This is a genomic window from Arthrobacter sp. E70 (genome assembly GCF_058266945.1).
In genome coordinates this window covers 222,835-241,944 of record NZ_JBYQFR010000005.1, presented here as the reverse complement: position 1 = coordinate 241,944, position 19,110 = coordinate 222,835, and the positions used below count along the sequence as shown (strand labels likewise).

Genomic DNA, 19,110 nt, shown 5'->3' with positions numbered 1-19,110 from the left:
GACAGGGCGGCTCCAACGTTACGCTAGCCCCTATGAACAGCCCCATCATGATCGCCTGCGCCCATGGGACGTCCAACGCACAGGGGGCCGCGGAGGTCAACGCCCTCCGCGCCGCCATCGCGGCACTGCGCCCCGGCCTCGACGTCCGGGAAGCCTACGTGGACGTCCAGCAGCCCGACCTGGTGGACGTGGTGGCGGGCCTGCCAGAGGGGGCGGCCGCCGTCGTGGTGCCGCTGCTGCTGAGCGTGGGGTACCACGTGAAAGTGGACATTGCCCGGGCCGTGAAGAGCCGTCCCGGCAGCGCCGCGGCCGCACCGCTGGGCCCGGACCCGCGCCTGGCGAAACTGCTGGACCAGCGCCTGCGCGAGGCAGGGACCACCGACAATGACGTGATCGTGCTCGCGGCCGCGGGCTCGTCCAACCCCAACGCCGCCGTCAGCGTCGAGGAGCTGCTGGGCCAGCTCCAGCAACTGCGGTCCAACCGGATCGTGGCGGCCTACGGTGCCTCCGCCCAGCCTTCCGTGCCCGACGCCGTCGCGATGCTTCGGGAGGAGCTTGCCGGGGGTGCCGGCGCGGGGGAGTCCGCGGGAGCGGTCGACGTCGGCGGGCGCGTTGTGGTTGCCTCATACCTCCTGGCGCCGGGCTACTTCCACGACCAGCTGGCCAAGGCCGGAGCCGACCTTGTCACCGAACCCCTGCTGCCGTCCCCGGTGCTCGCCGAAATCGCCCTGGACAGGTACGACGCCGCCGTCGCGAGGATGAACGAAACGCCCTCCGCGCCCGAACCGGCGGTCCGCGCCGGGGCCGGTCCGGAGCCGTCCGGGAAGCAGGCCCCGGATGCACAGCAGGGTGGCTTCTTCAAGGCCCTCCGGCGTTTCGTGACGAAATATTTCCCTAGGTGACTTAGCGTTTCCGGACCTTTGTGACGTAATTCGGGGGCGCCCTACAGTCGATGCATGACTGATACAGCTCTAGCCGGAGCGTCCGCGGACTCCGCTGCCCCCAAGCGCCCCGCCCGCCCGTCCCGCCCTGCCGCAAAGCCGCACGGGCAGTGGAAGGTTGACGGCAAAACGCCGCTGAACGCCAACGAAACCTGGAAACAGGAAGACGACGGCCTCAACGTGCGTGAGCGTATCGAGACGATCTACGCCAAGGAGGGCTTCGACGCCATCCCCGGCCAGGACCTGCACGGCCGTTTCCGCTGGTGGGGCTTGTACACCCAGCGCAAGCAGGGGATCGACGGCGGCAAGACCGCAACGCTTGAGCCGCACGAGCTCGAGGACAAGTACTTCATGCTGCGCGTCCGGATCGACGGCGGCGCCCTCACCACCGAGCAGCTGCGCGTCATCGGCCAGATCTCGGTCGACTTTGCCCGCGACTCGGCCGACCTCACCGACCGGCAGAACATCCAGCTGCACTGGATCCAGGTGGAGGACATCCCCGAGATCTGGCGCCGGCTGGAAGGCGTTGGCCTGTCCACCACCGAAGCCTGCGGCGACGTTCCCCGCGTCATCCTGGGCTCACCTGTGGCCGGCATCGCCAAGGACGAGATCATCGACCCCACCCCGCTGATTGCCGAGCTGGGGGAGCGGTTCATCGGCAACCCGCTCCTGTCCAACCTGCCGCGCAAGTACAAGACCGCCATCACCGGCCACCCCAGCCAGGACGTGGTCCACGAGATCAACGACTGCGCGCTGGTGGGTGTCCGCCACCCGGAACTGGGCGCGGGCTACGACCTCTGGGTGGGCGGCGCACTGTCCACCAACCCGATGCTGGGCAAGCGCCTGGGCGCCTTCGTCAAGCCCGAAGAAGCCGCCGACGTGTGGCTCGGCGTCACCAGCATCTTCCGCGACTACGGCTACCGGCGCATGCGCACCAAGGCCCGCCTGAAGTTCCTGCTGGCCGACTGGGGCCCGGAGAAGTTCCGCCAGATCCTCGAGGACGAGTACCTGGGCTACAAGCTGGCCGACGGTCCTGCCGCGCCGAAACCGGCCGCCCCGGGTGACCACGTGGGCGTGCACGAACAGAAGGACGGCAAGTTCTTCATCGGTGCCACCCCGATCGCGGGCCGCCTGTCCGGTTCATCCCTGGTCAAGCTCGCTGACACCCTCGAGTCCCGCGGCTCCTACCGGCTGCGCACCACCCCGCACCAGAAGATTGTGGTGCTGGATGTCCAAAAGGACCAGGTGGAGCCGCTCATCACCGAACTGGACACCCTGGGCCTGTCCGCCCGCCCGTCCGTGTTCCGCCGCGGAACCATCGCGTGCACCGGCATCGAGTACTGCAAGCTGGCGATCGTGGAGACCAAGTACACCGCCGCCACCGCCGTGGCCGAGCTGGAACGCCGCCTGGCCGACCTCTCGGAATCCGGCCAGCTGCCGCAGGCCCTGTCGCTGCACATCAACGGCTGCCCCAACTCCTGCGCCCGCATCCAGACGGCGGACATCGGCCTGAAGGGCATGATGCTGCCAACGCCCGACGGCGACCCCTCCCCGGGTTTCCAGGTCCACCTGGGCGGCGGGCTGGCCAACAACGAGCGCGAGGAAGCCGGCCTGGGCCGCACCGTGCGCGGCCTGAAGGTGTACGTCGACGACCTGCCCGACTATGTGGAGCGCGTGGTCCGCCGGTTCGTCGCCGACCGCGCCGAAGGCCAGACCTTCGCCGAGTGGGCCCATGCAGCAGATGAGGAGGCACTGCAGTAATGGCAAAGCATCTCGCACCCGCACCCGCCAAGCGCCCCAAGGAAGAGCTGAAGGCCCTGGCCGAAGCCGGCGCCGCCGAGCTCGGCTGGGAGGCCCCCGCCCGCGACGTGATCGCTTGGGTGGAGCGCAACTTCGACCTGCCCGCCGTCGCCGTCGCCTGCTCCATGGCCGACGCCGTCCTGCCGGCCCTGGTCGCGGACCAGATGCCCGGCGTCGACGTCCTGTTCCTGGAGACCGGCTACCACTTCCCGGAAACCTACGCCACGCGTGACGAGGTGGCCGCGAACCTCCGCGTCAACGTGGTGGACGTGCTCCCCGAAACCACCGTGGAGCAGCAGGACCGCCTGCTCGGCAAGGACCTCTTTGCCCGCGACGCCGCCCAGTGCTGCGCCCTCCGCAAGGTGGCCCCGCTGCAGCGTACCCTCGCCGGCTACGAACTCTGGTTCACCGGTGTCCGCCGCGACGAAGCCCCTACCCGCACCAACACCCCGCTGGTCACCTGGGACGAGAAGAACGGCCTGGTCAAGGTCAACCCGATGGCCGCCTGGACGTTCGACCAGCTGGTCCAGTACTCCGACGACAACCTCCTGCCCGTCAACCCGCTCCTTGCCCAGGGCTACCCCTCCATTGGCTGCCAGCCCTGCACCCGCAAGGTGGCGCCCGGCGAGGATCCCCGCGCCGGCCGCTGGGCAGGTTCCGACAAGACAGAATGCGGACTACACGTATGAGCACTTACCTATCCGAGGAGACCCAGGTGACCGACGCCGCCGTATCCACGCGCCTGTCCAGCCTGGACACCCTCGAATCCGAAGCGATCCATATCATCCGCGAGGTTGTCGCCGAGTTCGAGAAGCCCGCGCTGCTGTTCTCCGGCGGCAAGGACTCCGTGGTGATGCTGCACCTGGCCACCAAGGCGTTCTGGCCGGGCAAGGTGCCGTTCCCCGTGCTGCACGTGGACACCGGCCATAACTTCCCCGAGGTCATCGACTTCCGCGACCGGACCGTGGAGCGGCTGGGCCTGAAACTCGTGGTGGGCTCCGTGCAGGAGTTCATCGACCGCGGCGAGCTCGCCGAGCGTGCCGACGGCACCCGGAACCCGCTGCAGACCGTCCCGCTGCTGGACGCCATCCAGCAGAACAAGTTCGACGCCGTCTTCGGCGGCGGCCGCCGCGACGAGGACAAGGCCCGCGCCAAGGAGCGCATCCTGAGCCTTCGCGACGAGTTCGGCCAGTGGGATCCCCGCAACCAGCGCCCCGAACTGTGGAACCTCTACAACGGCCGCCACACCGTGGGCCAGCACGTCCGCGCGTTCCCCATCAGCAACTGGACCGAGCTGGACATCTGGCGCTACATCGAGCGCGAGAACATCGAACTGCCCGGCCTGTACTACGCCCACGAGCGCGAGGTCTTCGCCCGCGACGGCATGTGGCGGGCGGTCGGCGAGGTCTCCCAGCCGCGCCCCGATGAGGAAGTCATCACCAAGACAGTCCGCTACCGCACCGTGGGGGACATGTCCTGCACCGGCGCCGTCGAGTCGAACGCCTTCACGGTGTCCGACGTGGTGGTTGAAGTCGCCGCCTCCACTCTGACCGAACGTGGCGCCACCCGCGCAGATGACCGCATCTCCGAGGCCGCCATGGAAGACCGCAAGAAGGACGGGTACTTCTAATGACCACCGAAGCAGTTCTCCCGGCGGACCTGGAAACAGCCCTGCCCACCACTTTGTTCCGGTTCGCCACCGCAGGATCGGTCGACGACGGCAAGTCCACCCTGGTGGGCCGCCTCCTTCACGATTCCAAGGCGATCCTGGCCGACCAGCTCGACGCCGTTGCCCGCACTTCCGCGGACCGCGGCTTCGGCGGCCACAAGGGCGGCATCGACCTGGCCCTGCTGACCGACGGCCTGCGCGCCGAGCGTGAACAGGGCATCACCATCGACGTCGCCTACCGCTACTTCGCCACCGACCGCCGCAGCTTCATCCTGGCCGACTGCCCCGGGCACGTGCAGTACACCAAGAACACGGTGACCGGCGCGTCCACTGCGGATGCCGTCGTTGTCCTCATTGACGCCCGCAAGGGTGTGCTGGAGCAGACCCGCCGCCACCTGTCCGTGCTGCAGCTGCTGCGCGTGGCGCACGTGATCGTGGCCGTGAACAAAATCGACCTGGTGGACTTCAGCGAGTCCGTGTTCCGCGAGATCGAAGCCGACGTGCAGCGGGTGGGCCGCGAACTGGGCCTGGGCTCGGACGGCATCTCCGACCTGCTGGTGGTCCCGGTGTCCGCGCTGGACGGCGACAACGTGGTGGAGCGCTCCGAGCGGACCCCCTGGTACACCGGCCCCGCGCTGCTCGAGGTCCTCGAAACCCTGCCTGCCGCCGACGAACTGGAAAGCCACCTGGAGAGCTTCCGCTTCCCGGTGCAGCTGGTCATCCGGCCGCAGGGTGCGCTGGCCCCGGACGCCGTCGCAGCCGGCCTGGATGTGGAGGCTTACCGCGACTACCGTGCGTACGCCGGCCAGATCACCGAAGGCTCCGTCAAGGTGGGGGACCAGGTCTCCGTGCTGACGCCGGGCCAGGACCCGCGGACCACCACCGTGGTGGGCATCGACTTTGCCGGTGCCTCGCTGGAGGAAGCCGCCGCGCCGCAGTCGGTGGCCATCCGCCTGGCTGACGAATTCGACGTCGCCCGTGGTGACACCATCGCCGCCGCCGGCACCGTCCGCGAAGCCTCGGCCGACCTCTACGCGGCCCTGTGCTGGCTGTCCCCGAAGCCTCTGCGCGAAGGCCAGAAGGTCCTGGTCAAGCACGGCACCCGCACGGTCCAGGCGATGGTCCGCAGCGTGTCCGGCAAGCTGGACCTGTCCACCTTCAAACTGGAGGGCGCGTCCAACCTGGAGCTGAACGACATCGGCCACGCGCAGCTCCGCCTCGCGGCCCCGCTGCCCCTGGAGAACTACCTGCACCACCGCCGCACCGGCGCGTTCCTGGTCATCGACCCGCTGGACGGCAACACGCTGGCCGCCGGACTGGTCAAGGACCACCCGGGCGACCACGAGGACGAGCGCTACAGCATCTAGTTTCCCCTCCGGATCGCCGGAACCCTGCCGGGGACGCCGTATCGTTACGGCGTCCCCGGCAGTGTTCCGGCGATTCCGCGTTCCTGCGGCATCCCGCACGTTAACCACAAAGGTTCGCCCCGGAGGTTCCGCGGCTGGTTGGCGCGTGGGAAGCTCAGGCATTGCTTTGTCGATGCCAGGGGCCTGCACGCCCTGGCAGGTTTCTCAGGAGGCAGGATGGAAACGGTCCAGCGGTGGTCCACGCGAGCGGCTGAAGTCTTCAGGCGTGATTCGCAGGCATGGGGAATTCCCCAGGGCCAGGCGAAGCTCCTGGCGCTGCTCCCGATTGTCCTCGCCGTTGCTGTCGCGGCAACTGTCCCGTTCCGTGAGTTCTATCTCTGGCTTGTCGACGAGGACCACCCGATCGAATGGCTCCAGTTTGCCTGCCTTGTGGCCGCCGCCGTCTTCCTGGCCTTCCTCTCCTTCCGGCTGTACCGGCGGGGACAGAAGGGGATGGCGGCACTGTACGTGGTGGTCACCATCGGCGTCGTGTTCCTGGCGGGCGAGGAAATCTCGTGGGGCCAGCGCATCTTCGGCTGGCAGACCCCCGCATCCATGGAAGCCATCAACCGCCAGGACGAGACCAACCTGCACAACATCCGGGGCGTGCAGGAGTTCGTCCCCGCGGCCATGCTCGTGGCAAGCCTGTACGGCGCCTGTGCCCCGCTGGTATCGGCGTGGCTGGGGGACCGGTGGAAGAGTGTTGCGTCCAAGCGCCTGCTCGTCCCGCCTCTTTGCCTTGTGCCGGCATTCCTGCTGGCCGCAGCGTACCGGCTTTTCCGCCTGCTGATCTGGCCGGAGCCTACGTTCGTGATTTCCGAGTATGGGGAAGTGCTGGAGCTGACCCTCTACTTTGGGCTCGCGATGTTCAGCTGGTTCAACGTGCGCCGCCTGCTGGAGGCACAGCCCACCGTGCGGGCAGTGCGCCACCGCGTGCCCCGCACGCCGTAGGGTCCCGCCGGATCGCTACCGGCTTTCGAGTACCACCTTGAGCCGCCGCAGGTCCTTACGGGTCTCGCGGCGGATCATCGGTTCCATGACCAGCCCCGCCAGCTTGGAGAAACCCGAGGGGCTCCCTGTGTTGCGGAGCGCCATGCGGGTCCCGCCGCCGTCGTCCGCCCACGTGTAGGTGGTCTCCATCGGGAAGGGGCCCTGCGCGGTCCGCATCACCAGTTTCTCGCCGGGCACATATTCGACGAATTCGTAGGTGTAGTTCAGCTCCCGCCCCAGGAATTTGGCCGTGAAGTCCACCTTCGAGCCGATGCCGATGGGCCCGCCGGTCAGCCGCTGCGACCTATGGATGTTCGCGTACCAGCGCGGAGCGTTGTCCGGGTTGGCCGCAAACTCCGCCACCTGGGCACGCGGGCAGTTGATGACAACTTCGGTCTGTACATTCACCATCTGGCATCTCCTCTGTAGAGTGCGGGACTAGCCTGGACATCACGTTAGTCCTGGTCGGCACTGCGGGAGGCGAAGCCATGGAAACCATCAGCCCGAAGCTCCTCAACTGGGCATCCATCCTTGACGGCAAGACCCGCGACCAGGCGGTGATGACGGCGGGCCTGCCGTTCATCTACCCGCATTTGGCCCTGATGCCTGATGCTCACCTGGGTAAGGGTGCCACCGTGGGGTCGGTGATCCCCACGCTCCGGGCCATCATCCCGGCGGCCGTCGGCGTGGACATCGGCTGCGGCATGATCGCGGTGCGGACCCAGTATTCGGTGAAGGACCTGCCGAAGGACCGCAAACGCCTCCGCGAGGATATCGAGCGGGTCATCCCGCTGTCCGCAGGGCACAACAACAAGACGGTGCTTCCTACGGCGGAGCCGCGGGTTGCCGAGCTGAAACGGCTCGCCGCCAAGGCCGGCTTCGATCCTTTCCAGTACGTCGCCAAATGGGAGCTGCAGCTGGGGTCCCTGGGGTCGGGAAACCACTTCATCGAGGTCTCCGCAGATGAGCACGACGGCGTGTGGCTCTTCCTGCATTCGGGCTCGCGGGGTGTGGGCAACAAGATAGCCCAGCACCACATCGGGGTAGCCCGGCACGTGTCCCGCAAGAACCAGGTCTATCTCCCGGATCCGGACCTGGCGTACCTGGACGAGGGCACCCCGCAGTTCGAGCGCTACATCGCGGAGCTGCGGTGGGCCCAGCACTTCGCGCTGCTGAACCGCGAGGAGATGATGGACCGGGTCAGCACATCGTTCGCGAAGTGGGTGGGCGGTGCCGTCCGGGAACTGGAACGGATCAACTGCCACCACAACTTCACGGAGCAGGAGACGCACTACGGCAAGAAAGTCTGGGTGTCCCGCAAGGGGGCCATCAAAGCCGGCCACGGCGATCCCGGACTGATCCCTGGGTCCATGGGGACGGCGTCGTATGTTGTTGTTGGGCTCGGCAACGAGGCTTCGCTGCACTCTTCCCCGCATGGCGCGGGGCGCGAATACTCCCGGAACGCCGCGCGCAAAACGTTCACGCTGGAGGAACTCAAGCGGGCCATGCGGGGCATCGAGTTCCGGGCGTCGGAGGCTTTCATTGACGAAATTCCGGCAGCGTACAAGCCGATCGACCAGGTCATGCAGGACGCGGCGGACCTCGTGGCGGTGCGGCACAAGCTGCGGCAGCTGGTCAACGTGAAAGGCGACTGAGCCGTCATATCCCACCAGGCATACGGCCGAATGTGACGCCAGATGAACGTGCGTGACCCCCCGTTTCCGCTTCGTTGAACGGGTTTGGGCCACTCCCTATGGTGAAACAATGACTAGTTCCAAGCCCGGGATGACCCGCATCGTGGCAGGCGAAAGCGCGGTTCCCAAGCGCAAGCGTGCCATCGAAGCCGCCCTGGCCATCGGGCTCGTCCTGCTGATCGCCGTCGGCGCGATTGTTGCTTCGAATATCTCGCGCAACACCGAGGCCCAGGCCGCCGAGCCCACCCCCGCAGCGGAACTGAAGCTGGGCTATTTCGGCAACGTCACACACGCCGCCGCACTGGTGGGGGTGAAGAAGGGGTTCCTCGCTGAAGCCCTGGGCAGCACCAGGCTCAGCACCGAAACGTTCAACGCCGGCCCGGCTGCCATCGAAGCGCTCAATGCGGGCGCCATCGACGCCGCCTACATCGGCCCCAATCCGGCCATCAACTCCTATGCCAAGAGCCAGGGACAGTCCGTCCGGGTCATCGCGGGAGCGGCTGCCGGCGGTGCGCAACTGGTGGTCAAGCCCGGCATCACCTCGGCCTCAGCCCTCAAGGGCAAGACCCTCGCCTCCCCGCAGCTTGGCGGCACGCAGGACGTCGCCCTCCGCGCCTGGCTGGCTTCCCAGGGCTACAAGACCAGCGTCGACGGCAGCGGCGATGTGGCCATCAACCCCACCGAGAACGCCCAGACCCTGAAGCTGTTCCAGGACGGAAAGCTCGACGGCGCGTGGCTGCCCGAGCCGTGGGCGTCCCGGTTGGTGCTCCAGGCCGGTGCCAAGGTGCTGGTGGATGAGAAGGACCTGTGGAACGGTGCCGGAACCGGCAAGCCCGGCGAGTTCCCCACCACCATCCTGATCGTGAACCAGAAGTTCGCCGCGGACCACCCGGAGACCGTCAAGGCCCTGCTGAAGGGCAACGCGGAATCCGTGGCCTGGCTCAACTCGGCACCCGCCGACGAGAAGGCCGCCGTCATCAACGCCGCACTGCAGGAGTCCGCTGGCGCAGCACTGCCCGCCGATGTCCTGAACCGGGCGCTGGCCAACATCACCTTCACCCTGGACCCCCTGGCGGGCAGCTACCCCAAGCTGCTGCAGGACGGCGTGGACGCCGGCACCACCAGGAAGGCCGACATCAACGGCCTCTTCGACCTCCGCGCGCTCAACCAGGTCAGCGGCTCCCAGGACAAGATTTCCGCAGCCGGCCTCGGCCAGGACTGACCCCACCCTCTACCTAAGGACGGCACCATGCCAGTCGTACTGGAACACCTGGGCAAGCGCTTCGGCGACGGCGCCCCGGTACTGGACGACGTCAACGCCAACATCGGACGGGGCGAATTCGTCGCCCTCCTCGGTGCCTCCGGCTGCGGCAAGTCCACCCTCCTGAACATCATCGCGGGACTGGAGGCGCCGACGTCGGGCGCCCTGGAGGTGCCCAGCGACGGTGCCGCCTTCATGTTCCAGGACGCCGCCCTCTTCCCCTGGCTCACGGCCCGCGAGAACATCGAACTTGCCCTGAAGCTGCGCGGCGTGGGCAAGGCCGAACGCCGCACTAAGGCCCAGGAGCTCCTGGAACTGGTGCACCTGGGCGCGGCGGGGGACAAGCGCCCGCACGAGCTTTCCGGCGGCATGCGCCAGCGCGTGTCCCTGGCCCGTTCCCTGGCACAGGACCGGCAGCTGCTGCTCATGGACGAGCCGTTCGCCGCCCTGGACGCCATCACCCGCGACCTGCTGCATGACGAGCTGGAGCGCATCTGGAAGGAAACCGGACGCACCATCGTCTTCGTCACCCACAACGTCCGCGAAGCCGTCCGGCTGGGCCAGCGCGTGCTGCTGCTGTCCTCCCGCCCCGGACGCGTGGTCCAGGAATGGGCCGTCACCGAGGAACACCGAACCGACGCCGGGCTCGCCGGCCAGCTGACCGGGGTCATCACTGCCCGGCTGCGGGAGGAGATTCGCCGCCATGCCAAGTAACCCCACCCCCGTCGTCGAGGAGAAGCCGGTGGCCGAGTCTGTCGAAACCGGGTCCGCCGAACCCCGCGAGCACGTCCACGCCGCTTTGACCCGCACGTCCACGGGAACCGAGGACCTGCGGCAGCTCGAATCCGGGCTGGACTCGCTGCAGTCCGACACTGTCCGCAAGCACCGCATTGACTGGACCCGCATCCTGCTGCCCATCGCGGCCCTGGTGGTCCTGGTGCTGGTCTGGCAGTTCTACGTCTCCCTGGGCCTCAAGCGCCGCGACCAGGTTCCGGGACCCCTGGATGTGCTGAACCAGATGGGGGTTCTCTGGGGAGAGGGCAAGGTGCAGGAATCTGTGTGGACGTCGCTGCAGCGCGGCATCGTCGGGTTCGTGATCAGCGTTGCCATCGCCACCCCCGTGGGCCTGCTCCTGGCCCAGGTTGCTCCGCTGCGCCGCGCTTTCGGGCCGCTGATCTCCGGCCTGCAGGTGCTGCCGTCCGTGGCGTGGGTCCCCGCTGCCATCATCTGGTTCGGCCTCACCGACGCCACCGTCTACTTCGTGGTGTTCATGGGCGCCATTCCCTCCATCATCAACGGCCTGATCTCCGGCGTGGACCAGATCCCGCCGCAGTACCGCCGCGTTGGCACCGTCCTGGGTGCCTCCAGGCTCCAGATGGCGCTGCAGGTCATCCTTCCCGCCGCGCTGCCCGGCTACCTGGGCGGCCTCAAGCAGGGCTGGGCGTTCTCCTGGCGCTCCCTGATGGCCGCGGAAATCATCGCCGTGGGCGGCACCATCGGCTTCGGCCTGGGCTCCCTGCTGGACCAGGGCCGCCAGCTCTCGGACATGGCGGTGGTGATGGCGGCGATCCTGCTGATCCTCGCCGTCGGCATCCTCATCGAGCTCCTGGTCTTCGGCCCCATCGAAAAGCGGCTCCTGCGCCGCCGGGGACTCCTCGCCGGCAGCACCCGCTGACCCAGCCCGCTCCACACTGACAGCAGAGCCCGACGGCGACCTCCCGCCGTCGGGCTTTCTGTTTAAGCGAGCCGCGTTTGCGTAACTTTTGGTGACCTGCTTGTGCCGGTTTCCCTGAATTGCGCTGAGCAGGCCGGCGCGTGGGCCTAAAAGTGACGCATTTCGGTTACCCCGCTGGCTACAGCGAACCCTTTGTGACGCAGCGTTACCTTGCGTGAACTGGTGTTGCTCGGCCTTTGTGGGCGATTGTGACACGGCCCTACCGTTGATTCATGGCAATTCAGGATATTTACCCCACGGCGCTGCGGCTGCTCGGCCGCCCCGTGCTGGTGGTGGGCGGCGGCCCTGTTGCTGCCCGCCGTGCCAAGGGCCTGCTCGACGCCGGTGCAGTGGTCACCGTCGTGGCCCCGGTTGCCTCGCCCGCGCTGCAGGAGATGGCCGACGCCGGCCTGCTCACCTGGGCTGCGCGGCCCTATGACACCAAAGATGTCGACGGCGTCTGGTTCGTCCAGACCGCCACCGGAGACCCGGAGGTAGACGCCAAGGTATCGGCCGACGCCGAGGCGCAGCGCGTCTGGTGCGTCAACGCCTCCGACCATGAAGCCTCCGCAGCCTGGACTCCCGCCGTCGCCGAGGTGGACGACGTCAAGATTGCCGTGAACGCCGGGGGAGACCCGCGCCGCGCCATGGCCGTCCGCGACGCCGTCGCCACCGCCCTGGAAACCGGCGACCTGCCCCTGCGCCGCCGCCGCGCACACCGCGGTTCCATTGCCCTGGTCGGCGGCGGACCCGGCGACACCGGCCTCATCACCGTCCGCGGCCGCCGGCTCCTGGGCCAGGCCGACGTCGTCGTTGCCGACCGCCTCGGTCCCCGCGAACTCCTGAACGAACTCGCCCCCGACGTCCGCGTCATCGAAGTGGGCAAAACCCCCGGCCACCACCCGGTGCCGCAGGCAGAGATCAACCGCATCCTCGTCGAGGAAGCACTCAAGGGCCACCGCGTGGTCCGGCTCAAGGGCGGCGACCCGTACGTTCTTGGCCGCGGCGGGGAGGAAGCCGAATACTGCCGCCAGCACGGCGTAGAGGTTGAAGTGGTCTCCGGCGTCACCTCCGCCATTTCCGTCCCAGCGGCCGCCGGCATCCCCGTTACCCATCGTGGCCTGGCCAAGGGCTTCAGCGTGGTCACCGGCCACGAGGAACTGTCCGAAGTTCCGGCCCGCCCGGACCACACCATCGTCCTGCTCATGGGTGTCGGCCAGCTGCGCGAATCGGCGTCCGCCCTGGGCAAAGCCGGCCTGCCTGCCGGCACTCCGGTTGGTATCGTGGAGAACGGCTACCTGCCGAACCAGCGCGTCACGATCGGCACCCTGGGATCCATTGCGGATCAGGCGGAAGCCGCCGGTGTGGCCAACCCGGCAGTGATCGTCATCGGTGACGTGGTGCGCGTCAGCCCGTTCGCGCCGTCGCACTTCAAAACCGCTGACTACAGCACCACCACCCCGAACAGCCCCCGCAAGACCGTCGTCACCACCTGAAACCCATCGATTGCTCCGTAACTGCCGTTATGAGCGTTGAAAACGGCAGTTACTCAGCAATCGATGCAGAAGAAAAGGAACACAGCCGTGTCACCAAGCACCACCGTAGGTTCTGCCGAACGTCCGCTGCGCGTCGCCGTCGTGGGCTCCGGCCCGGCCGGCGTCTACGCCGCGGACATCCTCACCAAGAGCGAAGCCGTCAAGAGCGGCGAGCTGACCGTCAGCATCGACCTCTTTGACCGCTACCCGGCACCCTACGGCCTGATCCGCTATGGCGTGGCCCCGGACCACCCCCGCATCAAGGGCATCGTCAACGCCCTGCACAAGGTCCTGGACCGCGGGGACATCCGCTTCTTCGGCAATGTGGACTACGGCACGGACCTCACCATCGAGGACCTGCGCAAGCACTACGATGCCGTCATCTTCGCCACCGGCGCCATCAAGGACGCGGACCTGAACATCCCCGGCATCGAACTGGAAGGCTCCTTCGGCGGCGCCGACTTCGTCTCCTGGTACGACGGCCACCCGGATGTGCCGCGCGAATGGCCGCTCGAGGCCAAGGAAATCGCCGTCATCGGCAACGGCAACGTGGCCCTGGACGTGGCCCGTGTCCTGTCCAAGCACGCCGACGACCTGCTCACCACCGAAATCCCGGAGAACGTCTACGCCGGCCTGAAGGCATCGCCGGTCACCGACGTTCACGTCTTCGGCCGCCGCGGCCCCGCCCAGGTCAAGTTCACCCCGCTGGAGCTGCGCGAGCTGTCCCACTCCCACGACGTGGACATCGTCCTGTACCCGGAGGACTTCGAGTTCGACGAGGAATCCGACCGCCAGATCCAGACCAACAACCAGACCAAGACCATGGTGGGCACGCTCACCAACTGGATCGCCGAGCAGCCCGAGGACGTCTCCGAGCTGAAGGCCTCCCGCCGCCTGCACCTGCACTTCCTGCACAGCCCGGTGGAGATCTACGATGACGCCGAGACCCCCGGCAAGGTGGCGGGCATCAAGTTCGAGCGCACCGAGCTGGACGGTACCGGCAACGCCCGCGGCACCGGCGAGTTCGTGGACTACCCGGTCCAGGCCGTGTACCGCGCCATCGGCTACTTCGGTTCCGCCCTGCCGGACGTGGAGTTCGACCACAAGAAGGGTGTCATCCCGAACGACGGCGGCCGCGTCCTGGACGCCGCAGGCACCCACGTGCCCGGCGTCTACGCCACCGGCTGGATCAAGCGCGGACCGATCGGCCTCATCGGCCACACCAAGGGCGACGCCCTCGAGACCGTGACCTACCTGCTGGAGGACCGCGAAAACCTGCCCGTCGCCGAGGCGCCCGCGGAGGACGCCGTCGTCGAGCTCCTCGATTCCCGCGGCGTGAAGTTCACCAGCTGGGAAGGCTGGCTGGCCCTGGACGCGCACGAGCTCGCCCTCGGTGCGGCGGCCACCGAGGCCGGCGGCTCGCACGGCGTTGAGGTCAAGCGTGAGCGCATCAAGGTGGTGCCGCGCGAGGACATGGTTGACATCTCCCGCGACGGAGTAGCCGCGCAGGTCTAGCAGCCCGACCACCAGCAGGAGCCGTGGAGCCTTAGGTTCCGCGGCTCCTGCTTTTAACCCTGCCGGGCTATGTTCCGGTGCTCATTTACCGGCGCCGCCGACCGCCATCAGTTCCAGCCTGCGGAGGGTTTCCCGGTTGCGGGCCGAGATCAGGGGGTCGCGGAGGAACTTGGGCACCAGCTTGCCCGGCCCGCGGATGGCGTCCTCGGCGATGGTCACCTTGCAGCCATCGCCGAGTTCCTCAAGGGTGATCTCCACCTTGGCCTCACCCATCGGCCAGCCCCGGGCCACAAGTTCCAGCGAGCGGCCGGGCTGGACGGCGGTCACCTTCGTGCTGTCGTCGATGACCAGCGGCCAGGCCCCCACGGAGTGGTGCAGCCGGGCTCCCACCTGCGGCCATTCAGCGTCCACATCGCGGATCCGGGACGCGCCCACCACCCAGCCGGAGTACAGCCAGCCGTCGGCGATGACGCGCCAGACGTCGGCCGGCGGGGAGTTGAAGTGCTGCGAAACGGTGGACATGGTGTTCCTTCCGGTTGCGGTGGTGCTTTCCTGGCCAAGGTGCGCATACACACCCGGGCGTACGACGGCGGGAGGTGCGGGCCGCTGGGCCGCGCGGTATGACGGCTTCCGCAGGCGCCGGGTCCACCCGTAGGCCTGCGCCCCTGGCGGCTGGTTCCCGAGCGGATCGAAACGCAGGGCTGTGTCCGAGGCATCCGCGCCAGCACGCAGCCGCAGCTCGCCGCACTCCTGCCAAGGTCCGGCCGGCGTGGCCCAGTAGAGTCCCAGCACCCAGTCCGCGGACGTCAGCGACCCCGGTGGAAGGCTCCGCGTGCGCAGGCCCAGCAGCACGGGGCCTTTCCGGCCACGGTACGGCATGAGGGTGGTCATGGAGGCACCGGCAACGTCGAGCCTCGGCTGCAGCAGGAACCGCCCCGGCACATGCCAGCCGGTGGATGCAAAGAGGACGTCCGCCGCCGAAGCCCCTGGCGGCGAAACCCGGAGGGCCAGCCCCAGGATGTCGGGCAGCGCCTCCGGCAGCCCCAGTGACCGGGAGTACCGTGCCTGCACTTGGTCTGTGCCCGCGGAGTCCAGCCACTCGATCCCGCTGGATGCGGCCGGGCTGCCGGTCCGGGTGAGTTCGCCGGTGAGTCCGAGCCCGTGGGGATGGATGGGCCGGTCCGGCCGGGCAAGCTTCAGGAGCCGGAACAGGGAGGCGAAGGCCTGGCCGGCGGCGCCGGTGGCGGCGGGGGCGTCGCTCAGGTGCTGGGTCATACTTTTCTCCCTACCCATAATCGCCACGGCTACATGCGTCCGAACCGGGCCCGGATGAGGGCGAAGATCCCGTACGCGATGAAGCCGGCGCCGATGGCCACCAGCAGGTACGGACCCAAGGGGTGGTCGCGGAGGGCCTTGAGGCTGCCGTCCAGGCCGGTGGATTCCTCAGGGCTGTGCTTCGCGGCGGCGATGATGAACAGCAGTCCGGTGAGGCCCAGCGCGATGCCTTTGGCGACGTGCCCTGCCGCGCCCAGGCTGTCGATGATTCTGCCGCGCCTCGTCCCGTTGAAGTGGAAAAGCTCCTCCTTCTTGAAGCCGCGGGTGACTCCCTTGACCACGAAGTAGGCGCCGATCCCGATGATGGTGAGCCCCACCGCCACGAGCACCCACGGCCCCAGCGGGTGGCCCATCAGCGCGGCGCTGAAGTCGCGCGTGCTGTCCCCGGAGTCCCCGCGCAACCCGACGGCGAACCCGGCAAAGCTGAGCCCCACGCTGCCATAGGCGATGGCCAGGAACCCGGAGGAGATCAATTTGGCCACGCGTTCCTTGCGCGGTTCGCCGCGCATGCGGAGCGTGGCCTCGCTGGCCTGCCACAGTGCCAGCCCGAAGCAGGCCGCTACGCAGGCCCACATGACAGCGGGGCCCCACGGGTTGTCCGCCAGTTGGGCGATGGCACCCGTGGGCTCGGCGTCGCCGGGCTGGCCGAAGGCGATGGCGATCGCGATGGCGCCCACGATGATGTGCAGCAGTGCCATGACGGCGAATCCAGCCCGGGCCAGGACGTCCAGGACCTTGTGGTTGGACGCCTCCTCGACGGCGTCCGCCGCCTGGCTGAGCCTGGATTCGCCGTCGGACACGGTTCAGCCGTTCATGGGCCCTTCGGCCCGCAGCTTCTCGGCGCCGGGTCCCTCGACATGCACGGTGCAGCGGACCACCAGCCGGCCCGGTGCGTTGTCCAGTTCCACCAGGGAGTCGTCCCCGCTGAGGACAGTGAACACTTCGGAGCCCGCCACCACGCCCACACCCTTCGCCTTCGCTGTTTCGCTGGCGTTCCCGAACGCCTCGCGCTGCAGGCCTTCCACGTAGTTTCCGTCGTCTTCACGGGCTGGGTCCCCGAAGGCCCAGCCGAACAATGTCCCTGTGTTTCCCATGGCGACGATATTACGCGGTCGGTCCCGTTCAAGACGGGCTTTCTTAACATTAGTAAGTGTGCTTACCATGGGCGCACCATACCTTGATGGGACACGGCAAGTGAAGCCCGCACCTGCGGCAACCCAAGCAGTTCACAACGTTAGGAATGCACATCATGGCAGGAAATCTCATTGCCCGTTCGGTTCACGACCTGACGGCAGCGGCATGGTTCGGCGGATCCCTGATGGGCGCCATCGGCTTGAACGGGGCAGCGGCCCAGGCCAAGGACCCCGCCGAGCGCACGCGGCTTTCCAGCGCCGGCTGGATGAAGTGGGCTCCGTTCCAGACGGCGGCGTTCGCCTCCCACCTGGTGGCAGACCTCGCCATCGCGTGGGAGAACAAGGGCCGCATCGCCAAGCAGGAAGGCGTGGCACGGGATACCGTCATCAAGACGGCGGTGACGGTGGTGGGCGCCGCGGTGACCCTCTACTCCGGCATCCTGGGCAAGAAGGTGGAGAAGCTTGCGGGCGAGGGGGCGGAAGGGGCCACCGAGCCGCATGCAGCAGCCTCGGACGAACTGAAGGCCGCGCAGCAGCAGCTCAAGATGCTGCAGTGGGCCATCCCCGGTTTCGCCGCATTGGTGATCATCCTGGGAGCCAAGCACGGGGAGATGCAGCGCCCGAAGAACGTGTTCGCCGGCCTGCGCGGCGACTAGCAGCCAGGGGCCGTAGAACGGCAACGTAAGGCGTACGACGACGGTCCGGCACCCTGGTGCCGGACCGTCGTCGTGCGTTCTGCCCATAAAGTGGGAACTAGACGGGCTGGCTGTTGGCCGGAGGCAGGTGCGGGTTCATGTCCTTCAGGTTCGGATCTTCTGCCGTCCACACCTGAATGATGGCCCACGCCACGGCTGCCAGCGGCACTGACAGTACTGCCCCGACGATCCCCGCAAGGATCGTGCCGGCGGTCAGTGCCATCAGGATCACCAGGGCGTGGAGCTGCAGCGATTTGCCCATGACGATCGGCTGCAGCAGGTCGCCCTCCAGCTGGTTGACGGCCACGACGACGGCCACCACGATCAGCGCCACCACCGGCCCGTTGGCCACCAGCGCCACCAGGGCTGCGAGGATCCCGGCGATGGTCGCACCCACGAGCGGAATGAACGCGGTAATGAAAACAACGATGGCGAGTGGAATGGCCAGCGGGACCTGCATGATCAGCAGTGCGGCGCCGATGGCCACCGTATCCACCAATGCCACGATCGCGGTGCCGCGCACGTAGCCGCCCAGGACCTCAAGGGTGCGGCGGCCTGCCCGGCGCAGCTTTGCCTCGCGCTGGCCGGAGAAGGGGCGGAGGAAGAAGTTCCAGATCTTGGCGCCATCCTTGAGGAAGAAGAACAGGATCACCACCATGAGGCTCGCCCCGGCAATGAACTCGGTCACCACGGACAATCCGGTCACGGCGCCAGAGCGGACCTGGCTGCTGGTAGCAAACTGCACTACGGCTTCGCGTGCCTGGTCGAGCTGGCCCTGCTCAATGGGGATGGGTCCCGTCAGCAGAAACTTCTCCAGCTCGTCGAGGCCGGACGATGCCTGTGCCGCCAGCTCGCCCCACTGGTTCCGCACCGAGAAGTAAATCACGGTGGAGACGCCTGCGAGGATCGCCAGCAAGGCTATGAAGGAGATCCCGGTGGCCAAGCCGCCGGGGATGCCGCGGCGGCGCAGCAAGTTCACGAACGGACCGATGGCCGCTGCCAGGATCAGGGCGATCAGGAGCGGGATGACCAGGAGCTTGATCTGCATCAGGGCGAAGATGGATACTGCGACGACCGTCAGGATCAGCAGCACCTGGGCTGCCCGGGTGCCCACCCTGCCCAGGCCGTCAGACCAGAGTGCCGCGGGTGGCCTGCCCGCCTTCGCGCCGGGCTTGGCGGCCTCCCCGGCTGGAGGGCTTGCCGCCGGCTCTGCACCGGCGGGGCTTACGGTCTGCCCACCGGAGGGTTGCGCCGCGGGTTCGGGCCAGCCGGCCCGCTCTGGTTGGGAGGTGCGTGCTGGTCTCGACATGGAAACTCCTCAATCGTCGGCGGTGCCTGCCCGGGCTGTGGGCGGCCACGGATACCTCTGTCAGATAGTAAGCCTACTGACTGGTTTCGTGGGATGTCACCGCCGGGCGCCCC

18 protein-coding genes are annotated in these 19,110 nt (G+C 67.8%); 13 read left to right on the top strand and 5 right to left on the bottom strand.

Annotated features, from left to right (window positions below):
• The first annotated feature begins 32 nt into the window (after nucleotides 1-32).
• From AC3IMC_RS08430 to AC3IMC_RS08405, 6 genes are all read left to right on the top strand, one after another.
• The gene (locus AC3IMC_RS08430; RefSeq protein WP_490918002.1) at nucleotides 33-902 is read left to right on the top strand and encodes a sirohydrochlorin chelatase; all 870 of its coding nucleotides are present in this window, start codon (nucleotides 33-35) and stop codon (nucleotides 900-902) included.
• Between the two features lie 54 nt (nucleotides 903-956).
• Nucleotides 957-2,702: a nitrite/sulfite reductase gene (locus tag AC3IMC_RS08425; protein ID WP_490918001.1), complete on the top strand. Its 1,746-nt coding sequence runs from the start codon at nucleotides 957-959 to the stop codon at nucleotides 2,700-2,702.
• On the top strand, nucleotides 2,702-3,430 hold the full coding sequence (locus AC3IMC_RS08420) for a phosphoadenylyl-sulfate reductase (protein ID WP_490917999.1): 729 nt from the start codon (nucleotides 2,702-2,704) through the stop codon (nucleotides 3,428-3,430). Before AC3IMC_RS08425 ends, AC3IMC_RS08420 begins: the two co-directional genes overlap by 1 nt.
• Nucleotides 3,427-4,371, top strand: coding sequence for a sulfate adenylyltransferase subunit CysD (gene cysD, locus AC3IMC_RS08415; RefSeq protein WP_490917997.1), 945 nt, complete (start codon nucleotides 3,427-3,429; stop codon nucleotides 4,369-4,371). The genes AC3IMC_RS08420 and cysD overlap by 4 nt, the downstream gene beginning before the upstream one ends.
• On the top strand, nucleotides 4,371-5,777 hold the full coding sequence (locus AC3IMC_RS08410; protein ID WP_490917996.1) for a sulfate adenylyltransferase subunit 1: 1,407 nt from the start codon (nucleotides 4,371-4,373) through the stop codon (nucleotides 5,775-5,777). The genes cysD and AC3IMC_RS08410 overlap by 1 nt, the downstream gene beginning before the upstream one ends.
• 216 nt (nucleotides 5,778-5,993) lie before the next feature.
• Complete coding sequence (locus tag AC3IMC_RS08405; RefSeq protein ID WP_490917994.1) at nucleotides 5,994-6,767, top strand: hypothetical protein; 774 nt, start codon at nucleotides 5,994-5,996, stop codon at nucleotides 6,765-6,767.
• A 15-nt stretch (nucleotides 6,768-6,782) separates the two neighbouring features.
• Here the strand turns inward: AC3IMC_RS08405 and AC3IMC_RS08400 are convergent, their stop codons facing one another.
• The gene (locus AC3IMC_RS08400; protein WP_490917992.1) at nucleotides 6,783-7,217 is read right to left on the bottom strand and encodes an SRPBCC family protein; all 435 of its coding nucleotides are present in this window, start codon (nucleotides 7,215-7,217) and stop codon (nucleotides 6,783-6,785) included.
• 77 nt (nucleotides 7,218-7,294) lie between these two features.
• Between AC3IMC_RS08400 and AC3IMC_RS08395 the strand changes: the two genes are divergently transcribed.
• The 6 genes from AC3IMC_RS08395 to AC3IMC_RS08370 all read left to right on the top strand — a co-directional run bounded on the left by AC3IMC_RS08395 (nucleotide 7,295) and on the right by AC3IMC_RS08370 (nucleotide 14,525).
• The gene (locus tag AC3IMC_RS08395; RefSeq protein WP_490917990.1) at nucleotides 7,295-8,461 is read left to right on the top strand and encodes an RtcB family protein; all 1,167 of its coding nucleotides are present in this window, start codon (nucleotides 7,295-7,297) and stop codon (nucleotides 8,459-8,461) included.
• A 130-nt stretch (nucleotides 8,462-8,591) separates the two neighbouring features.
• Nucleotides 8,592-9,722: an ABC transporter substrate-binding protein gene (locus AC3IMC_RS08390; RefSeq protein ID WP_490918098.1), complete on the top strand. Its 1,131-nt coding sequence runs from the start codon at nucleotides 8,592-8,594 to the stop codon at nucleotides 9,720-9,722.
• A gap of 27 nt (nucleotides 9,723-9,749) precedes the next feature.
• Nucleotides 9,750-10,475 carry an ABC transporter ATP-binding protein gene (locus tag AC3IMC_RS08385; protein WP_490917989.1) on the top strand — a complete coding sequence of 242 codons (726 nt, stop codon included), beginning with the start codon at nucleotides 9,750-9,752 and terminating at the stop codon, nucleotides 10,473-10,475.
• Nucleotides 10,465-11,436, top strand: coding sequence for an ABC transporter permease (locus AC3IMC_RS08380; protein ID WP_490917987.1), 972 nt, complete (start codon nucleotides 10,465-10,467; stop codon nucleotides 11,434-11,436). The genes AC3IMC_RS08385 and AC3IMC_RS08380 overlap by 11 nt, the downstream gene beginning before the upstream one ends.
• 272 nt (nucleotides 11,437-11,708) lie before the next feature.
• Nucleotides 11,709-12,971, top strand: a complete 1,263-nt coding sequence (gene cobA, locus AC3IMC_RS08375; protein ID WP_490917985.1) for a uroporphyrinogen-III C-methyltransferase — start codon at nucleotides 11,709-11,711, stop codon at nucleotides 12,969-12,971.
• 87 nt (nucleotides 12,972-13,058) lie between these two features.
• Nucleotides 13,059-14,525, top strand: a complete 1,467-nt coding sequence (locus tag AC3IMC_RS08370) for an FAD-dependent oxidoreductase (RefSeq protein ID WP_490917983.1) — start codon at nucleotides 13,059-13,061, stop codon at nucleotides 14,523-14,525.
• An 81-nt stretch (nucleotides 14,526-14,606) separates the two neighbouring features.
• On the opposite strand, the gene AC3IMC_RS08365 is transcribed toward AC3IMC_RS08370, so the two are convergent.
• The 3 genes from AC3IMC_RS08365 to AC3IMC_RS08355 are packed head-to-tail and all read right to left on the bottom strand — an operon-like array spanning nucleotide 14,607 to nucleotide 16,954.
• Nucleotides 14,607-15,800: an SRPBCC family protein gene (locus AC3IMC_RS08365; protein ID WP_490917982.1), complete on the bottom strand. Its 1,194-nt coding sequence runs from the start codon at nucleotides 15,798-15,800 to the stop codon at nucleotides 14,607-14,609.
• A 29-nt stretch (nucleotides 15,801-15,829) separates the two neighbouring features.
• A complete protein-coding gene (locus AC3IMC_RS08360) occupies nucleotides 15,830-16,660 on the bottom strand; it encodes a DUF1206 domain-containing protein (RefSeq protein WP_490917980.1) in 831 nt (276 codons plus the stop codon).
• A gap of 3 nt (nucleotides 16,661-16,663) precedes the next feature.
• A complete protein-coding gene (locus AC3IMC_RS08355; protein WP_486415539.1) occupies nucleotides 16,664-16,954 on the bottom strand; it encodes a hypothetical protein in 291 nt (96 codons plus the stop codon).
• Between the two features lie 155 nt (nucleotides 16,955-17,109).
• Here AC3IMC_RS08355 and AC3IMC_RS08350 point away from each other — a divergent pair, with 155 nt between their 5' ends.
• The gene (locus tag AC3IMC_RS08350; RefSeq protein WP_490917978.1) at nucleotides 17,110-17,649 is read left to right on the top strand and encodes a hypothetical protein; all 540 of its coding nucleotides are present in this window, start codon (nucleotides 17,110-17,112) and stop codon (nucleotides 17,647-17,649) included.
• A gap of 97 nt (nucleotides 17,650-17,746) precedes the next feature.
• Here AC3IMC_RS08350 and AC3IMC_RS08345 read toward each other — a convergent pair whose 3' ends face one another.
• Complete coding sequence (locus AC3IMC_RS08345; RefSeq protein WP_490917976.1) at nucleotides 17,747-18,997, bottom strand: AI-2E family transporter; 1,251 nt, start codon at nucleotides 18,995-18,997, stop codon at nucleotides 17,747-17,749.
• Nucleotides 18,998-19,110: the final 113 nt, after the last annotated feature.